General features: G+C 31.6%; 17 protein-coding genes and 4 tRNA genes. All 21 read right to left on the reverse strand.

Annotated features, from left to right (window positions below):
• Nucleotides 1-2 precede the first annotated feature (2 nt).
• The 21 genes from ACREWB_RS09585 to glmU all read right to left on the reverse strand — a co-directional run bounded on the left by ACREWB_RS09585 (nt 3) and on the right by glmU (nt 18,606).
• Nucleotides 3-78 (reverse strand) — tRNA-Met (locus ACREWB_RS09585).
• A gap of 114 nt (nt 79-192) precedes the next feature.
• A tRNA-Met gene (locus ACREWB_RS09590) sits at nt 193-269 on the reverse strand.
• Nucleotides 270-273: 4 nt separating this feature from the next.
• Nucleotides 274-349 (reverse strand) — tRNA-Met (locus ACREWB_RS09595).
• A 5-nt stretch (nt 350-354) separates the two neighbouring features.
• Nucleotides 355-443, reverse strand: a tRNA-Leu gene (locus ACREWB_RS09600).
• A 146-nt stretch (nt 444-589) separates the two neighbouring features.
• Nucleotides 590-1,003 carry a S1 domain-containing RNA-binding protein gene (locus ACREWB_RS09605; RefSeq protein WP_431547236.1) on the reverse strand — a complete coding sequence of 138 codons (414 nt, stop codon included), beginning with the start codon at nt 1,001-1,003 and terminating at the stop codon, nt 590-592.
• Between the two features lie 80 nt (nt 1,004-1,083).
• Nucleotides 1,084-1,356, reverse strand: coding sequence for an FtsB family cell division protein (locus ACREWB_RS09610; RefSeq protein WP_431547237.1), 273 nt, complete (start codon nt 1,354-1,356; stop codon nt 1,084-1,086).
• A 92-nt stretch (nt 1,357-1,448) separates the two neighbouring features.
• A complete protein-coding gene (gene yabQ / locus ACREWB_RS09615) occupies nt 1,449-1,853 on the reverse strand; it encodes a spore cortex biosynthesis protein YabQ (protein WP_431547238.1) in 405 nt (134 codons plus the stop codon).
• A 7-nt stretch (nt 1,854-1,860) separates the two neighbouring features.
• A complete protein-coding gene (gene yabP, locus ACREWB_RS09620) occupies nt 1,861-2,154 on the reverse strand; it encodes a sporulation protein YabP (RefSeq protein WP_431547239.1) in 294 nt (97 codons plus the stop codon).
• 133 nt (nt 2,155-2,287) lie between these two features.
• Nucleotides 2,288-2,551 (reverse strand): RNA-binding S4 domain-containing protein, encoded by a 264-nt coding sequence (locus tag ACREWB_RS09625; protein WP_431547240.1) that lies wholly within the window; start codon nt 2,549-2,551, stop codon nt 2,288-2,290.
• Between the two features lie 99 nt (nt 2,552-2,650).
• Entirely contained in the window at nt 2,651-2,980 is a 330-nt protein-coding gene (hbs, locus tag ACREWB_RS09630) for a non-specific DNA-binding protein Hbs (protein WP_291639418.1), read from the reverse strand.
• A gap of 45 nt (nt 2,981-3,025) precedes the next feature.
• Complete coding sequence (gene yabN, locus ACREWB_RS09635; protein ID WP_431547241.1) at nt 3,026-4,471, reverse strand: bifunctional methyltransferase/pyrophosphohydrolase YabN; 1,446 nt, start codon at nt 4,469-4,471, stop codon at nt 3,026-3,028.
• 25 nt (nt 4,472-4,496) lie between these two features.
• A complete protein-coding gene (locus ACREWB_RS09640) occupies nt 4,497-6,029 on the reverse strand; it encodes a putative polysaccharide biosynthesis protein (RefSeq protein WP_431547242.1) in 1,533 nt (510 codons plus the stop codon).
• Between the two features lie 164 nt (nt 6,030-6,193).
• Nucleotides 6,194-6,745 (reverse strand): stage V sporulation protein T, encoded by a 552-nt coding sequence (gene spoVT / locus ACREWB_RS09645; protein WP_431547243.1) that lies wholly within the window; start codon nt 6,743-6,745, stop codon nt 6,194-6,196.
• 170 nt (nt 6,746-6,915) lie between these two features.
• A complete protein-coding gene (locus ACREWB_RS09650) occupies nt 6,916-7,914 on the reverse strand; it encodes a peptidylprolyl isomerase (RefSeq protein ID WP_431547244.1) in 999 nt (332 codons plus the stop codon).
• Between the two features lie 85 nt (nt 7,915-7,999).
• Complete coding sequence (gene mfd, locus ACREWB_RS09655) at nt 8,000-11,521, reverse strand: transcription-repair coupling factor (protein WP_431547245.1); 3,522 nt, start codon at nt 11,519-11,521, stop codon at nt 8,000-8,002.
• A 57-nt stretch (nt 11,522-11,578) separates the two neighbouring features.
• Nucleotides 11,579-12,142 carry an aminoacyl-tRNA hydrolase gene (gene pth / locus ACREWB_RS09660; RefSeq protein WP_431547246.1) on the reverse strand — a complete coding sequence of 188 codons (564 nt, stop codon included), beginning with the start codon at nt 12,140-12,142 and terminating at the stop codon, nt 11,579-11,581.
• Between the two features lie 173 nt (nt 12,143-12,315).
• Entirely contained in the window at nt 12,316-13,470 is a 1,155-nt protein-coding gene (locus ACREWB_RS09665; protein WP_431547407.1) for a S1C family serine protease, read from the reverse strand.
• Between the two features lie 136 nt (nt 13,471-13,606).
• Complete coding sequence (locus ACREWB_RS09670) at nt 13,607-15,019, reverse strand: sensor histidine kinase (RefSeq protein ID WP_431547408.1); 1,413 nt, start codon at nt 15,017-15,019, stop codon at nt 13,607-13,609.
• A 3-nt stretch (nt 15,020-15,022) separates the two neighbouring features.
• Nucleotides 15,023-15,709: a response regulator gene (locus tag ACREWB_RS09675; protein WP_431547247.1), complete on the reverse strand. Its 687-nt coding sequence runs from the start codon at nt 15,707-15,709 to the stop codon at nt 15,023-15,025.
• 375 nt (nt 15,710-16,084) lie between these two features.
• On the reverse strand, nt 16,085-17,050 hold the full coding sequence (locus ACREWB_RS09680) for a ribose-phosphate pyrophosphokinase (protein ID WP_431547248.1): 966 nt from the start codon (nt 17,048-17,050) through the stop codon (nt 16,085-16,087).
• Nucleotides 17,051-17,235: 185 nt separating this feature from the next.
• Complete coding sequence (glmU, locus tag ACREWB_RS09685) at nt 17,236-18,606, reverse strand: bifunctional UDP-N-acetylglucosamine diphosphorylase/glucosamine-1-phosphate N-acetyltransferase GlmU (RefSeq protein ID WP_431547249.1); 1,371 nt, start codon at nt 18,604-18,606, stop codon at nt 17,236-17,238.
• Between the last annotated feature and the right edge of the window lie 2 nt (nt 18,607-18,608).

Raw genomic sequence — 18,608 nt, forward strand, 5'->3', positions numbered from 1 at the left:
AATGGTTGCGGGAGTAGGACTTGAACCTACGACCTTCGGGTTATGAGCCCGACGAGCTACCAACTGCTCCATCCCGCGATATTATTACTAAAATTTTACCAAAACCAAGTTTAATTGTATACTAATACGACTAATATGTCAATATTTTTCATGATTAGTTTACTAAATTAATACGATAATACTATATTAGAATGGTAGCGGAAATAGGACTTGAACCTACGACCCTTCGGGTATGAACCGAATGCTCTAGCCAGCTGAGCTATTCCGCCATAATGGTTGCGGGAGTAGGACTTGAACCTACGACCTTCGGGTTATGAGCCCGACGAGCTACCAACTGCTCCATCCCGCGATACTTGGTGCTGAAGACCGGAATCGAACCGGTACGGTGTTTAACCACCGCAGGATTTTAAGTCCTGTGCGTCTGCCAGTTCCGCCACTCCAGCATATTTGTCCCTTACATGCTCACTTCAAAATCTAGTGCTACTTCATAGCGACATGTTTTATTATATCCGATGTACAAACCATTGTCAATAACTTTTTATTTCTTTTAAAATAGGAACTAAATACTTAGTTCCTATACACATAACTTCTAATAACTAGAAGTTTTTTTACTATAGCCTCTACCTTTTCCTTCTTGATGTTTTTTAACATCTTGAAATCTTTCTTCGCTATCTTTTAAAAATTTAGTCATTATATCTTCAAATCCACTTGCATTTGCTTTGCTTTTTTCCTTTTCCCAGTCTATCTCCATTGGTTTAATAGATCTTTTAGGTACTCCAGCTTGTTTTATGGATAAACTTATTTTACCATTATCATCCACAGAAATCACTTTAACTTTTACAATATCATTTTCTTTAAGATGATCATTTACATTTTTAACGAATGTATCTGACACCTCAGATATATGCACTAATCCTGTTTTACCATCCACTTCTACAAACGCACCAAAATTGGTGATATTTACTACTTTGCCTTCTACAATACTTCCAGCCATTAAGGTCATATTAAAAAGTTCCTCCTCAAAAATAATGTTTTTTATTTTCTATATTAATTTAATAATAAGCATAACAATAATTATAGCATTTAGTTTTTCTTATCCATTACAGGAGTTTCACCTTCTTTAACAAGACCTAAAATTTCTCTTGCCAACTTTTCTAGATATTTATCACTTTTAGATAACTCTACTTCATCCCGCAGCAATTTATTTTCTCCCACTTTCTTTTGTAATTCAACATTATACTTTTGTATGTCTTTCTTTTGTCTAACCATAGTTATTTGTTGTTGAATTAAAACATAAAAAACATATACTAGTACAAAAGCCAATACGATAGTCTTAATACTAAATTTTTTTTTCATATTCCATACCCTTTTCCTTTCAATGGAATGAGTATTCCTTATGCTACTTAATCTATTTTAATTTGTATTTCACATTTCTTCAAGCTATTTCTTTATAATTTATACTTTTTTTTTATTTTCAGCTTATAAATCAATAAATTGACTGGATATAAAATGATATTCCATCCCACCCTAAATACTTTTCCATAAAACACAATAAGGTTAATTTGCACTTTTATAAAAACTGTACTTAAGCATTTCAAATATAAGTATACTCCTATTATTAAACATAAGTACACATAAAAGTTTATATACCCTTTATTAGTATACATCAAAAACATAAAAACAACTATGGAATTTAATATCCAAAATAGCAAATCCTGTATTATAGTCATAGCTTTATTAGTATTTTCGAATCCTCTTATTAATCTATATATATCAAAACATACTCCAGTTATTATTCCCGCTAGCAACCCGAATATTATAAGTTTAACTTGGCCTATTAATGATATTATCATAACTATTCTACCTGAACAATCTTGATATTATACTATCTTTTTTAGCTTTACTAATGCCACTAGTGTAAACAAAAGAATCTACCTTACCAGTTATTACCACATCTCCATTTTGTACATCTAATTTATTCATCTTTAAATCCTGTCCTTTTATCATCATTGTTCCTACGTTTGTATTTAATAATATTTGGTTTTCATTAAAATTTATAACCTCTATAATTCCACTTATGTTTAATTTGTTCCTGTTTTCTAGCATCAAATTACTTTTTTTATCTTCTATTTTCATTTCTTTCTTGGCTTCCATAATATCCTCCTCATTAAATTTAATAAAAATCGGGAATTAAAGATTTCTTAATTCTCAATCCATTACATACCATTATATTCCTATAAAATATATATGCTTATCAAACTTAATTAAGAATTATATTTATCAACATTTATTCTTCCTTGTCTTCTCTTCCTGAAATCATTTCATACATTTGTTTAGCAGTGTCTTTTGTCACATGTTCTAAAATATTAATAATTTTAGCCTTTAATGTTTGATTTGCAAACTTAATTTCAATAATGTCACCTTCGGTTACTACAGTTCCGGCCTTAGCCACTTTATCATTTATAGAGACTCTACCACCACTACATGCTTCTTTTGCTATGGTTCTTCTCTTAATAATTCTTGACACTTTTAAATATTTATCCAGTCTCATATTCACGCCTCCACTATTAATATAATTTACTATTTTAAACCAAAGTCTTTAAAAGAAAAAACCTAGATATACATCCAGGTTTTCAAATCATAGTAAAAATTATTTATTTACTATATCTTTAAATTCTTTACCAGCTTTGAATACTGGAACTGTTGATGCTGAAATTTGAATTTCTTCCTTTGTTCTTGGGTTTCTACCCATTCTAGCAGCTCTTGCTCTTGTTTCAAAAGTTCCAAATCCAACTAGTTGAACTTTTTCACCTTTTTCTAGTGTTTCTTCGATAGTTTCTATAATTCCTTTTAACGCTGCTTCTGCATCTTTTTTAGTTAACTGAGATTTTTCTGCAATTTTTGCAATTAATTCTGATTTATTCATTTTTGTTACCTCCTTATTATTGAATACGCTATTAAAAGCATATTCTTCACCAATTTTGAAATTCCTTCTTTTTAGACTAATTTTGTTTTTTAAATAAATTTACTGTCTTTTAGATTCATTCCATAATGTGTCCATTTCTACAAGTGACATATTGACCAAATCTAAGTTTCTATCCCTTGCATTTTCTTCTATGTACTGAAAGCGGCCAATAAATTTATCTATAGTATAATTTACTGCAAATTCAGGGTCAATGTCAAGCAATCTAGCAACATTTACAGTAGAAAACACTAAATCCCCCACTTCCTCTACTATTTTTGCCCTATTTTTCCCTTTATATACATCTTTTACTTCTTGCAGTTCTTCTAGCACTTTCCCCATAGCAGTCTCAACTGAGTCGAAGTCAAACCCAACTTTTGCGGCCTTTTGCTGAACCTTATCTGCTCTCATTAAGCCCGGTAAATTTTTCGGAACATGTTTTAGTGTATCTGTATAACTTTTAAATCCTTTTTCTTTCATCTTTATATTTTCCCAATTTAGCAAAACATCTTCCGGACTCAAATTTTCTTTATTAAAAAAAATATGAGGGTGCCTATTTATCATCTTATTAGTAATTCCTTTAACAACATCATTTATATTAAAATATCCTTGTTCCTTTCCTATTTGCGCATGAAATACCACTTGTAGAAGTACGTCACCTAGTTCCTCAATAATTTTATCTTCATCTTTCTCATCTATAGCTTCTAAAACTTCATAACATTCTTCAATAAGGTTTTTTTTCAAAGATTCATGGGTCTGCTTTCTATCCCACTTACATCCATTTTCTCCTCTTAATACATCTATAATTGAGGTTAAATCATGAAAATCTTTTGTAGCATCCATCTCTATCGGTATATAAATTGAAGTTAAATAATCCACATCTTCTTGTCTATCTAGTTCATATAATTTAATTTTCCTTGTATTTTCTAGACCCTTTACCCCTGCCGCCCTAACAAAATAAATTTCCATATCATCCTTATAATACTCTAAAAGTGCTAATTTCACATCAGAAGCGATAGATTTATTGTATACTTGCGTTATTATAACCCCTACTCTTTTATCTAAAACTTGATCCTTTATATCAAAGGCATCTATAATTTTAAGCCCCTCTATAGGATCTAATTTTAAACTTTCAATAACTGCATCTATAAAGCTAACCGCAGGAAGAATTTCTATATCTATTCCGCTTTTCTTACAAAGATTTATTAAAAGTTTAACAGAAGTTTCTGCCACAAGAGGATGGCCTGGAACACCATAAATAATATCTCCATATTTATGGTGCTTTTCAATAAGATCTTCTGCAATATCCCTATACACATCATCAAAATTATTATATTGTTCATATCTATCATCGTAGGTTTCAAACACAATCCCTATAGACTTCAAGTAATCGACTGTGGGATGTTTTTGTGTTCTCAGATAAATTTTTTTGTCTCCTTTAAGCACTTCTAACGTTCCTATAGTTAGTGATTCTACTTCCCCAGGACCAAGCCCCACTACTTTAATCATTAGCTTTCACTCCCTTATTTTTATTTCATTTACAAAATCTCTTTTTAATTTCTTCATATTCAAATATCCCCAGTAAAAAAACAAATAATAAATAAACAATAATACCTATTATTATGGATATTATGCAAGACAAACCTATGCTCATTGTATAATTATAAACACTAGCACTACTAAATACAACTGCAATTATCATTATAATGGCTGCAATAGCTGGTTTTATAAAAGCGCTCACAATATTAACCTTCATATTTATATTTCTCTTAAGTTCATACATATTTAAAATACAACTTGTAACATACCCTAAAATACTTCCTATAACTGCTCCATATATATTTACAAATGACAAGGAAACTAATACATATGTTACGATAATTTTTACCATGCAACCTATCCCTAAATTGTATACAGGTCTCATATAATTGCCTATACTTTGGAGTATTGCCGTGCTAGTTTGAGTTAAAATTATAAAAGGTATTGATATAGATATATATTGTAAAATTTCATATCCAGCTGCATCTTTCATGAAAACTAAATACATTATAGGATAAGCCATAAAAAACATACCTAAAGAAGATGGAAGCGAAATTACATTAGACAGTTTGATGGCCATATCTACCCGTTTAACTAGTTCCCCCCTTCTACCCAAATAAAATGCTTCTGCAATTATCGGCACTAATGACGCGCATAGAGCCACTGAAAGTGCCAAGGGTACATTCATAAGCGTAAACACCTTCCCAGTCAACTGTCCATACATAACAGCTGATTGCAATTGTGTGAATCCAGCCTTTAGAAGTTGCTGTGGCACTAAAACTGAATCTATTAATGACATAATAGTCCCTACCGCAGCTCCCATAGATATTGGCAGTGCAGCCTTTCCCAGTTCTGTTAAAATGTGTTTTCGCTTTGCTACACTTCTTACTGGCATCCATTTTTTAGATTTCAAATAAGTTAGATATAAATATATACTTCCCATAGCTCCACCAACAAGAGTTCCAAGAGCTGCTCCTGCAGCTGCATATTCAATTCCCATTGGATACAACAAATATGCAAATAAAACTCCAGCGAAAACTCTTCCAATTTGTTCTACTATTTGGGAAATAGCCGTAGGTCTAACATTCTGTAGCCCTTGAAAATAGCCCCTAAATGTACACATAATAGAAACAAAAATCGGAGCTGTTGCAATAACCATAAATGAGTAATATGATTTAGGATCCCACTTCAATACAGATATAATAGGCCTTGCAAACATTAGCATAAGCACAGTAACTGCGGTGGCTAATGTAACCATAAAAAAAAGTGTTTGCTTTAAGACCTGCAAGGCTCCTTCGGTATCATTTTTAGCATTCATTTCAGCAATAAATTTAGACATGGCTATCGGAACCCCAGAAGCTACCGCTACGAATGTCATATAGAGTGGATAAGACATTTGATAGTATCCCATACCCTGATCTTTTATAAGTGCCTGGATAGGAATTCTAAAAAATAGTCCTAAAAACCTTGCAAATAATCCTGCCATCCCAAGCATAATAGTCCCTTTTATCAATGATTGTTTCTTCATAATAACCCCCCTTGTACTCCTATAGTAGCTACAGCAAATACATTCTCTGATTATAATTACTTGATTAAAGGACTTATTATTACTCATATCACAAAAATAAAAGTATATATTACTGCAAATCGTTTTACTTTGCTCAGTAATATATACTTTTTACTCTTATACTTTTATTGTTCCATTTGTTTTCCTAAAAAAGATGCAGCAGTTTCAGCCAATTTTAATTCTAAATTCCCGAATTTAGCTTCTGGCTCTGCAGATACTATAAGTACAGCTCCAATTGCATCACCTTCAGTTATTATTGGCGCAATAACCTGCGCATTGTATTTGTTTTGTACTTCATCATCATACAATGCTATGATTTTTTCTGAGCCCTCACCTAAGATGATAGCTTTTCTATCTTCCATAATTTTTTCTAATTCAATACTGATTTTTTTATCGACATATTCTTTTTTAGCACCGCCGCTTACAGATATTATGTTATCCTTATCGCATATAATTATTACATTACCAATAGTTTGTTGTAACGAATCAGCATATTCCTTAGAAAATTCACTTAGTTCCCCTATAGGCGAATATTTTTTTAAAATAACTCCACCTTCTCTGTCCGTAAATATTTCTAAAGGATCTCCTTCTCGTATTCTCAGAGTTCTTCTTATTTCTTTTGGTATAACAACCCTTCCCAAATCATCTATACGTCTTACTATACCGGTTGCTTTCATTTAAATAATTCCCTCCTTATATAAAATCTTATATAATACACTTCCACTATTATTATCTTTCTAAACTTGAAATTTTATGCACTTTTGTATATGTTTAATTTTAATATTCAAAAAAACCTAAAAAAAAATAAAGAATACCCCCTATTAAAGGTATTCTTTATAATAAAACTCTATAGATTTTTTTCATATTTCGTTATTTTGCCTTCTTCTTTCCATTTTTCAATAGTTTCTGTCCATTTCTTTTCTTTATTCTGTGCTAAAAGTGTCTTTTGTATTTCTTCCTTTACAGCTTCAAATTTCTTTACAGGATACTCTTCCTTTTCAAGAACTTTTATTAAATGAACGCCAGCCTCTGTTGTAACCGGTTCTGAAACCTTACCTTTTTCTGTGGCAATAGCAGCTTTCAGAAAAGTTGGATCAATTTTAGTATTAGTATACTCTACAAATCCCAAGTCTCCACCAGCTTCTTTACTCCCTGTATCAATACTTTTTTCTTTTGCAAGTGCTTCAAAATCCCCACCCGCATCTAAAAGTTTTTTAATTGCAGCTGCTTCCTCCGGCGTTGCAACTAAAATATGTGCTACTTGAACTCTATTCGGTTTTTCTGTAAACATAACTGGACTCGCAGTATAGTATACTTTTTCCTCTGCCTCGTTTACTTTAACATCTTTTGTAACTTCTGTGTATAAAGCGGTTTGAATAATACTTGGCTTTATTCTTTCTTTTAAATCCGCTTCTGTAAGGTTAGCTTTTTTTAATTCTTCTTTATACTTTGCTTCACTTTCTAAACTTTTCTTTATTTCTTCTAATTGTTTATTTATTTCAGTATTTATCTTTTCTTCAGTAGGCATTACTCCTAGTTCTTCTGCTTTATAATTCATGATCTTTCCAGCGATTAAATTATCTAATATTTGAGTCTTTTGCTTTGTTATTGTATCCATAGCTTCGGTATTACTGGCATAATTTTCTCCAAATTGCTCCTTAATTTGAGGAATTATTGCCGATAACTCTTTATCAACCTCTCCTCTTGTTACTTTAGCATCAAAAACCTTTGCTACTACACTTTTAGCAACACCTTCAGGTGTTTTTTCTATCATATTACAACCAATTAAAGATGTAGTGAATATAGTTATCAAAGCTATACTAATTATTTTTTTTACGTTTTTCATTTTACTTCCCCCATTCTATATATGATATTGTAATTAAATTTAAATCTAAATCCTTATTACAATACCTATCAATTTTATCATAGATTTATTTTTTTTCAACTATACTTTTTATATACTTCACAATATCTATGAGATTTGCAATAGTATCTTCTTTTGTTAAATTCTTATTTTTGTATGCAAAGGCTGGTTTATTACCTAATTTAAATACAATACTCCTATTATATTTATTAATTAACGCTTTAACTAATGTTCCATTTATCCGACCACCACTATCAAATTGCAGTATTACCTCCTCATCTACCTCTTTAATTTCTATTATTCCCACCTTTGATGATATACTTCTAAGATAGGCTATATTCATAAGATTTGCAACAGGTATTGGTATATCTGAAAACCTATCTTCTATTTCTTCTTGTATGTCTAACATATACTCATAACAATCAATAGCCGCAATTTTTTTATATATTTCAATTTTCTGTGATTCATCCTCTATATATGTACTAGGTATATATGCATCTATTTTAATTTCAACAGAAGTTTGAATAGAATAATCTTCCACATCACCCCTTATATTCTTAACTGTTTCTTCAAGCATCCTACAATATAAATCATACCCTACCGAAGCCATATGTCCATGTTGAGCTGCTCCCATCATATTTCCAGCACCACGAATTTCAAGATCCCTCATTGCAATTTTAAAACCTGACCCTAGTTCAGTAAAATCCTTAATTGCCTTGAGCCTTTTTTCAGCTACCTCAGTTAACACCTTATCTTTTTTATAAGTAAGATACGCATAGGCTATTCTATTAGACCGCCCAACTCTTCCTCTTAATTGGTAAAGCTGAGAAAGACCCATCTTATCAGCTTCATAAATTATTATGGTATTGGTATTTTGGATATCTATTCCTGTCTCAATGATGGTGGTACACACTAATATATCATACTTGTTCTCCATAAAATCTATCATAACAGATTCAAGTTCCCTTTCTGTCATTTGCCCATGGCCAATACAAACCCTAGCTTCTGGAATTAGTTTACCTATATAGGCTGCCATTTCTTTTATAGTTTCTACTCTATTGTACACAAAGAAAACTTGACCACTTCTATTTAATTCTCTTAAAATTGCATCCCTTATTAATTGGTCATTAAACTCCACCACATAAGTTTGTATTGGATACCTTTCTTCTGGTGCCGTTTCAATCACGCTAATGTCTCTTACCCCTGTAAGCGACATATGGAGGGTTCTTGGAATTGGTGTGGCTGTTAGAGTAATTACGTCTACGTTCTTGCTAATGCTCTTTATTTTTTCTTTGTGAGTAACACCAAATCTTTGTTCCTCATCTATAATTAATACACCTAAATCTTTAAATTTTACATCCTTTTGAATTATTCTATGGGTACCTATTAATATATCTACATTTCCTTCTTTTGTAGCCTTAAGAACAACTTTCTGTTGTGCTTGCGTTCTAAATCTACTAACCATTTCAACTTTTACTGGGAAATCAGAAAACCTTTCAGTAAGATTTTTATAATGTTGCTCCGCTAAAATAGTAGTTGGTACTAGAAATGCTACTTGTTTACCATCCATAACTGCTTTAAAAGCTGCCCTAACAGCTACTTCGGTTTTACCATATCCAACGTCTCCACATATTAATCTGTCCATTGGTTTATCCGATTCCATGTCTTTTTTAATTTCTTCAATTGCTATTATTTGATCTGGTGTTTCCTCATATGGAAATTCTTCCTCAAATTGCTTTTGCCACACAGTATCCTTACTATATCTATAACCCTTAAGTGTAGCCCTTGTTGCATAAAGCTTTACCAACTCCTCTGCAATATCCGCAATAGAGTTTTTTACCTTATTTTTAGCTTTAGCCCATTCTACTCCACCTAGCTTACTAATCTTTGGAACTTTGCCTTCGCTTCCAATATATTTTTGCACCATGTCTAATTGTTCTACAGGAACATAAAGGGTATCATTGGCGCTATATCCAAGGACCAAATAATCTCTTTTATGACCATGAACCTCTAACTGATTAATTCCTTTGTACACACCAATACCATGATTTACGTGAACAACATAATCCCCCAGTTTAAGTTCTGTAAAACTTTTAATTTTACTTGCTCCTTTTTTACTGGAACGACTAACAGTTTTTCTTTTTGCTCTTCCAAAAACCTCTTTGTCTGATATAACACATATCTTTAGCTCTGGATATTCGAACCCTCTTAATTGATTACCAAAGGTAACTACTACTTCCCCGAACTCAATTTTAGATATACTATCTTTATATACACTATCAATGCCTCTGTCCCTAAGCGTATCTATTAGCCTTTCACCTCTGGTTCTTGTACCAGAAAGGATTACAATCTTATAACCTTTATACTTTTTATCCTTTATATCTTCAATAAGAAGCTCTATCTTTCCATGATAATCATTAGCTTCGATTTGAGAAAAAGATACTATAGACCTTGGCTTAAGCACTTTTGCAGATTTAGCAATAGACTCTAATGTCATCACTTCAAGGGCTCTTAAATCCTGATATATGTCGTCCTTATTAATTAGATTCCCTGCTTGTTTAGGAAGTATATTACCCCTTTTTAGGAAATTCTCGTAATTTTCTTGAAACTCAAAATACACACTATCCAGTTTCCCAGAGCACCTCTGTGCATCATCAACTACAATAAAAGAATCTTTCATATAGTCTAAAAAAGTGGATGTATTATCATAAAAATAAGGCATATAACTATCCACAGAGTCAAAGCTCCAAGTTTCTTTAAGCTGTTCTAAGTTAACATTAACTAAAGACCTTATTCTTTCTATACTTTCTTTATCTTTTCTTTTATTAAAGCTACCTAATACATTTTCTAAATCTTCTTTTATTTTGTTATGTCCATTGTTCATTATTTCCTTAGTTAATATTATTTCCTTTGCTGGAAATATCTCTATTTCATTTACCTTATCAATGCTTCTTTGAGTTTCACTATTGAATGTTCTTATAGAATCTATTTCTTCATCAAAAAGTTCTATTCTAAAGGGTAGCGAAGAAATAGGAGGATACAAATCTATAATACCCCCTCTTATGGAAAACTGACCTTTAGTATTCACCATATCTACTCTTTCATATCCACATTGAATTAACTTCTCCGAAAAGTTAACAATATTTAATGTACTTCCCACAGATAGTTTGAAAATATATTTTCGGAAAAAATCTATAGGCACATAAGTAGCCGCTAGGGCTTCTATACAAGTAACTATTATTTTCTTACCCTTATCAGTAATCTTTTTCATTACTTTTAGTCTTTCCCATCTAAGGTCACCAGATACAGCGTCTGCATTATAAAATCCCACTTCTCTAGTTGGATAATAATACACATCACTAGCATAAAAACATAAGTCTTCATAAATATTTTTAGCCTCTACATCGCTGTGAGTTAAAATTAATAGGGATTTATCCAATTGCTCGTACACACCACTCAATAAATAGTCCTTAGCTGATTCTGATAGTCCATATACACCAATTGGATACATTTTTTTTTCTATATTACTTATTATATTCTTAAACTGACTACTATCTTTCAAAGGCTTCATAAGCCCTTTTAGCCTCATGCTAACACCTCTCACTCACTGAATAATTTATATATAATGTTTTAATAATGACTTTAATTAAGCGCTAAACCCATTAAAATCATTCATAGCCTCAGTACATCCTTTTTCTATTATGGTTTCGACAGCTTTTATACTAGCCTCAAAAGTTTTTTCTACAAGCACCCTATCTTCTTTAGAAAATTTTCCTAGAACATGAGGTATTAAAGAATTTTGTGGTTGTCCTACCCCTATTTTTATTCTTGTAAACACATCTGAGGATAAATTAGAAATAATACTTTTAAGTCCATTATGACCGCCTGCACTACCTTTACTTCGTATTCTTAATTTACCTGCATGCAAACTAATATCATCATGTATTATGATGATATTTTCACTGGTAATCTTATAAAAAGAAACTGCTTCTCGTACACTCTCTCCACTTAAGTTCATATAAGTGCTAGGTTTTAAGAGAATAACTTTTTCTCCTGATATATTAACTTCTCCATATACACCTTTAAATTTTATCCTATTAATGCTAATGTTATACTTATCCTTCATTAAATCAATTATATCAAATCCCACGTTATGCCTCGTATGTTTATATTCATCTCCCGGATTTCCTAGTCCAACTACCAAGTACATTACTACCTCCAAATATTCTTATGTTTAGGATATTTATCTAACACATAATTATTTTAGTTCTTTTATTAATAATAATATACTAAAATATTATTAATTTCCACATTATATATAAATATTACTATACACTTCACACTAATCAATGTAAAAAATAACCAGTAAATGTACTAGTTATTTTAGTTTACTTTTAGTTCAGAGAGAACTATACTAATATTTATTATTTTTGCATTTCTCCAAATTTTACAGGGTACCTCATCATTAACTTTGTACGCTGACAAAACACTATTTAAATCCTCCATGTTTTTGACACTATGCCCACCTATTTCAGTTAGGATATCAGTAGGCATAATCCCAGCTATAGCGGCTCCACTTTCTCTAATAACTTCTTGTACATATACGCCTTCTACACCACCACCGTCAGCTGAAATTGCTGTTTTGCCATAAATGCCTATAGATGGTCTAATAACCTTGCCATCGGTCATTAAATCATTAATAATATCTTGAGCTTCATTTGAGTTAATTGCAAATCCCATTCCAAAAGCGTCACCATAAGAACTTACTTTCAAACTATTTATACCAATAACTTCTCCATAGATATTACATAATGCTCCACCACTACTCCCAGAACCGATGGTTGCATCTGTTTGTATTACTTTATATATGGTCTGTTCTGCAGTTTTTTTATCAACCATATTAATTTTTCTGTCTGTTGCACTTATAATTCCTGCAGTAACTGTTCCCGTAAACTCTTTTCCAAGTGGATTCCCAATTGAAATAGCTAAATCTCCAACTTTAATCTTTGATGAATCTCCGAATTTTGCAACGGGCAAGTTATTAGCTTCAACTTTGATAACAGTTAAACCCGTTCTCTCATCCTTTCCTACTAACGAAGCACTCAAAATATTATCATTACTAAGTTTTACTCTTATTTCTGTTGTACCTTCAACCACATGGTAATTAGTAATAATATATCCATCACTTTTAAATATAATTCCAGAACCACTACCTTCTACAGTATTCTCTATTCCTTCTGCCTTATTACTAATGCCAACCACCACCGGCGACACCCTCCGCGCAACTTCTGAAATAGAATTATCATAAGTCCCACTAGTGTTATTGTTCCCTAACCCTCCGGAATTTAGTACACCGTTAAAATTTTTTGCCGCTCCGTTTTTAGCAATTACAAATTGGGCTGTAATTCCACCAGAAAGTGATGCTATAAGTATAAAACTAAATACTTTCAAAGATAATTTAAAATAATTCTTTTTATTGTTTTTTCTAAATTTAATTTCTCCAAAAATATCATGACCACATTCTGCATTCTTCCACATAGCATCTCTTATTTCTTCAGAAGTTTTATGGTTATCCTTTTTATTCATAGCATTACCTCCTACTACTTATAATTTAATTGCAGGAACGCCTTTAAATCTTTAATTGAAAGATTTCATTATTTCAATCTTTTATGAGTTATTTTACCTTCGTTAATGTAAAAGTAAAACAAACGCCATTATCCTTATTTTCAACCCATATATCTTCCTGTAATTGTGTTATTATATTTCTCACTATAGATAATCCAAGCCCAGTACTATCTTTTGCTGTCCTTGATTTATCTGCTTTATAAAATCTATCCCAAATATGCTTTAAATCTTCCTCCGCTATTAGAGGACCTTCATTAAAAACAGAAACGAAGGCTTTTTTTCCTTTAGTTTTTGAGCTAATTTTTATTTTCCCACTTGGGTTTACATATTTTATTGCATTATCAAGTAAATTTGTAATAACTTGCACTAACCTATCTGTGTCTCCAGCTACAAATAAATTATCTTCATCAAAGCACACATCTACAGCTGCCCTTTTTTCCTTTATTTTAGTTTCATTTTTTATAACTGTAAGTCTAATAATTTCATTTATGTCCACTTCCATAATCCTTAAACTGAACTCCCCAGCCTCTATTGCAGACATATCTAATAAATCGCTTACAAGCCTTGTTAGTCTTTGGATTTCTTCATAGGCAATAGATAAATAATATTTTTCTTTTTCCGCAGGAATTACTCCATCTAATATTCCACCAATAAAGCCCTTAATTGATGTTATAGGTGACCTAATCTCATGGGATACATTCGATATGAAATTTCGTCTATTTTTCTCTATTTTTTCTATTGAATCAGCCATAAAATTAAAAGATTGGGCAAGTTCTCCAATTTCGTCGTTGGATTTCAAATAAACCCTTTTATCCACATCGCCATTTGATATTTTCTTAGCTACAGAATTAATCTCAGCTAAGGGCTTTATAATTATTTTTTGGGAAAAATAATATATGACTATACACGAAAATATTATTGCAAAAATTGCAGATATCCAAATTATTTCATAAACCCTTTTTAGCGAGTCACTTAATTGTTCAATGGAATTGTATAATATTATGGATCCTTTAAACTCACCTGCCTCAGACATTATGGGGGTGCCATAGACTCTTACAGGTTTATCATATATCCCAGCATAGGTGGCTGTAGTTTCAAATGTCTGACCAAGTCTAAGATCTTCTAGCTCCTTCCCAAAAACCTGTTTACCCATAAAATCCTCATGCTCATTATTAGATACAGCGTAAACATACCCATAGCTACTTGTAAGCCAAATATCCGACTTTATAAACTTACCATACATCGTTATTATTTCATTTATTTTCTGAGCCGAAACATCACCTTCCAAATATTTAAGGGCGTATCCTTGTATATCATAGGAGTTTTGTAAAAATTGCTCTTTTCGTTCACTAAAAAAATAATTTTGAAACCAATATGACAAAAAAGAAGCAATAAATATTAAACTAAGAGAAATTATAATAGTATAGGTTGCTAGCATTTTAAAAAACAGCCCTTTTTTCACCATTTATTTCACCTCAAATTTATATCCTACTCCCCAAACAGTCTCAATTTGCCAATTGGGTCCCCCTTGAAGTTTTTCTCTTACCCTTTTAACATGTACATCCACAGTTCTAGAATCTCCTGGATAATCATATCCCCAAACCTCACATAATAATTGTTGCCTAGTAAATACTCTATTCTTATTAAGAGCTAAATAATGTACTAATTCAAATTCTTTAGGCGGCATTTTTACTTCTTCGCCTTTATATGTAACATTATAAGAATTAATGTCAATTTCTAATCCTTCAAAATTTAAAACTTCCTTACCACCATTATCTAAGTTGTACCGTCTAAGCACAGCTTTCACTCTTGCAATTATTTCTTTTGGTTCAAAAGGTTTTACTACATAATCATCAGCTCCAAGTTCTAGTCCTAATACCTTATCAAAGGTTTCCCCTTTAGCAGTAAGCATAATAACTGGAGTTTCATAATCTTTTCTTATCCATTTTAAAACATCAATTCCATCAATATAAGGCAACATTACATCTAGAAGAACCAAATCTGGTTTGTAGCTTAAAAATACCTCCTGTGCAGCCCTACCATCATATGCTACTTTTGTTGCATACCCTGAACTTTCAAGATACATCTTAATTACCTCAGCAATATTTTTATCATCATCAACTATTAGTATTTTTCCTATAGTTCCTTCCATATTTGTACCTCCAAATTTTTTTATCTGTTTATTATATATTATTTTTGATATTTTTGTATTCTGTGTGTTTTTAAAAATAATTAATCTTATAACTAATCTATCATACTTTACCGTTAACTTATTAGTTTTTTTTAAAATGTTACAATTTATTCACCAATTTCCTTAAATGATTTTGATATTTAGCATTTTATTGCTTATATATATTATAATCAATATTTCGCTTTTATATAAATAATTATAACAATTTTAATTCAACATATATTATAACGAATTACATAAAAAATAACGCTACTCTATTATAAAGATAACAAAGTAGCGTTATTTAAAATATGCATCTATAAATTACAATTTTTACCTCACATCATGACATGAAGGCTATTGTACATCCTCAAATAATTTACTTACAGAAACATTCTCATATATTCTCCTTATAGCCTCAGCCATAATTGGTGCTACAGATAAAGTAGTGAATTTATCACTGTGTTTACTTTCTGGCACATCAATGGTATTTAATAAAATTAATTCTTTTATTACTGAATCATTTATCCTTTGAATAGCTGGTCCAGATAGAACGCCATGACTGCAACAAGCAAACACATCTTTCGCTCCTAGTTTAACTAGTGCATTAGCTCCGTTAGTTATTGTCCCCGCAGTATCTATCATATCATCCATCATAATACAGGTTTTTCCCTTAATATCACCTATAACATTCATAATCTCTGCAACATTAGCCTTGGGCCTTCTCTTATCAACTATAGCTATTTGTGCATGTAATTTGTCTGCAAATTTTCTTGATCTAGCTACGCTTCCAAGATCTGGTGCAACCACAACTACATCATCCCTATCTTTGAATCCATGTTCTATAAAATATTTTGCAAGTATAGGTGTTCCCATTAAATTATCAACAGGAATATTGAAATATCCTTGTATTTGAGCTGCATGTAAATCCATAGTAAGTACTCTATCTGCTCCTGCAGTTGTTATAATATCTGCCACAAGCTTTGCTGTAATTGGGTCTCTGGCTTTTGCTTTTCTATCCTGTCTTGCATATCCATAATACGGTATCACAGCAGTTATTCTACCTGCTGAAGCTCTCCTAAAAGCATCAATCATAATAAGAAGTTCCATTAAATTGTCATTAACTGGAGCATTAGTAGATTGAATAACAAATACATCTGCTCCTCTAACAGTTTCATGAATGTTAACAGATATTTCTCCATCACTAAAAGTTCCAACCTCTGAAGCCCCAACTTTTAGTCCCAGTATTTCCGCTATATCTGCAGCTAATTTAGGATTTGAATTACCAGTAAAAATCTTAATATTTTTGCTATGGTTTATCATCTGTAGTCCTGATCCTCAAAATTAATACAAATCACATTTCAATATAATTCATATAGACTTTTATTTTGTCCACTAAACAAAACAGCAGTATAATAGGAATTGTTTTTTTATATTCCCAGTCCACTACAAAAATCAGTTTTGCACCTCCCCTTATAATTTACTTATTAAATATTACCCTTACGAAATTATTTTTTTAGGCCTTTTTTAATTACCCAGTTTTCAATATTTACTTGTCTTGCTCTAGCTATTGAAAGTGCATTTTCAGGCACCTCTTTTGTTATTGTAGAGCCAGCAGCAATGTATGCATTATCATTAACTTTTACAGGTGACACTAGGTTAGTATTGCAACCTATAAAAGCATTATTGCCTATTATAGTTTTATATTTTGACTTTCCATCATAGTTTACAACTACAGTTCCGCATCCAAAATTACATCCTCTTCCAACCTGCGCATCACCTATATAAGTAAGATGAGATACCTTTGTATTATCTCCAATAGTCGACTTTTTAATTTCAACAAAATCTCCTATTCTAGCATGTTTACCAATGATGCTTTCTGGCCTTATGTATGCGAAAGGTCCAACTGTAGTTTCCTCACCTATTTGGCTTTGAATTACAACAGAGCTTTGAACAGAAACTCCCTTTTGAAGAATACTATCTACAATTCTATTATTTTGATAAAGAATACAGTCTTCTCTAATAATAGTTTTACCCTCAAGTATATTTCCTGGGTATATAATAGTATCTTTCCCTATAATAACATCAGAGCCAATGTACGTATTAGTCGGATCCATTAATGTAACTCCATTTTCCATATGTACTTTATTTATTCTTCTTCTCATAATTAATTCTGCCTCTGCAAGCTCTACCTTAGAATTAACAGCAGTAATTTCCTGCACTGGTACAACAAAGGCTCCAACTTTACATCCTTCACTTTTTAATATACCAATAACATCTGTTAAATAGTATTCCCTTTGAGCATTATTATTATTTAGCTTATCTAAACTATTAAGTAATTGTTTTATATTAAAGCAATACATTCCTGAATTTATTTCTTGCACTAATACTTCTTCCTCAGTACAATCTTTAAACTCCACTATTTTTTCAACATCACCATTTTCATTCCTGATTATTCTACCATACTTTGCAGGATCATCAGTGCTTGAAGTTAATATAGTCGCCTTAAAATCCCCTTTTTCATGATAATCTATTAGTTCCCTAACCGTCTTTTCAGTAATTAGCGGACCATCTCCAACAAATATTGCTACAGTGCCTTCATTGTCGCCTAAAAATTCATTAGCACACATTACTGCGTGTCCTGTCCCTAATTGTTCCTTTTGAAGGGAATAACTGACTTTTCTATCCTGTGTTCCACTTTTAAGCTTCTCAGCTCCTCTTCCAATTACAACATTAACGGTCTCAATGTCTGCACCTCTAAGAGTATCAACAACATGATTTATCATTTCTTTGCCGCAAACCTTATGTAGAACCTTAGGAGTATTAGAGTTCATTCTTTTTCCTTCACCCGCAGCTAATATTATAGCGCATTTATACAAAT

Source organism: Clostridium sp. (assembly GCF_050717635.1).
Taxonomy (GTDB): Bacteria; Bacillota; Clostridia; order Clostridiales; family Clostridiaceae; genus Clostridium_AD.

What these genes read in the sequence shown, in the direction of transcription:
- ACREWB_RS09650 (WP_431547244.1), bottom strand. Translation starts at nt 7,914, where the DNA reads ATGAAAAACGTAAAAAAAATAATTAGTATAGCTTTGATAACTATATTC.
- pth (WP_431547246.1), bottom strand. Translation starts at nt 12,142, where the DNA reads ATGTACTTGGTAGTTGGACTAGGAAATCCGGGAGATGAATATAAACAT.
- ACREWB_RS09680 (WP_431547248.1), bottom strand. Translation starts at nt 17,050, where the DNA reads ATGATAAACCATAGCAAAAATATTAAGATTTTTACTGGTAATTCAAAT.
- ACREWB_RS09605 (WP_431547236.1), bottom strand. Translation starts at nt 1,003, where the DNA reads ATGACCTTAATGGCTGGAAGTATTGTAGAAGGCAAAGTAGTAAATATC.
- ACREWB_RS09675 (WP_431547247.1), bottom strand. Translation starts at nt 15,709, where the DNA reads ATGGAAGGAACTATAGGAAAAATACTAATAGTTGATGATGATAAAAAT.
- yabQ (WP_431547238.1), bottom strand. Translation starts at nt 1,853, where the DNA reads ATGATAATATCATTAATAGGCCAAGTTAAACTTATAATATTCGGGTTG.
- ACREWB_RS09610 (WP_431547237.1), bottom strand. Translation starts at nt 1,356, where the DNA reads ATGAAAAAAAAATTTAGTATTAAGACTATCGTATTGGCTTTTGTACTA.
- spoVT (WP_431547243.1), bottom strand. Translation starts at nt 6,745, where the DNA reads ATGAAAGCAACCGGTATAGTAAGACGTATAGATGATTTGGGAAGGGTT.
- mfd (WP_431547245.1), bottom strand. Translation starts at nt 11,521, where the DNA reads ATGAGGCTAAAAGGGCTTATGAAGCCTTTGAAAGATAGTAGTCAGTTT.
- yabN (WP_431547241.1), bottom strand. Translation starts at nt 4,471, where the DNA reads ATGATTAAAGTAGTGGGGCTTGGTCCTGGGGAAGTAGAATCACTAACT.
- yabP (WP_431547239.1), bottom strand. Translation starts at nt 2,154, where the DNA reads ATGGAAGCCAAGAAAGAAATGAAAATAGAAGATAAAAAAAGTAATTTG.
- ACREWB_RS09625 (WP_431547240.1), bottom strand. Translation starts at nt 2,551, where the DNA reads ATGAGACTGGATAAATATTTAAAAGTGTCAAGAATTATTAAGAGAAGA.
- ACREWB_RS09665 (WP_431547407.1), bottom strand. Translation starts at nt 13,470, where the DNA reads ATGTGGAAGAATGCAGAATGTGGTCATGATATTTTTGGAGAAATTAAA.
- ACREWB_RS09640 (WP_431547242.1), bottom strand. Translation starts at nt 6,029, where the DNA reads ATGAAGAAACAATCATTGATAAAAGGGACTATTATGCTTGGGATGGCA.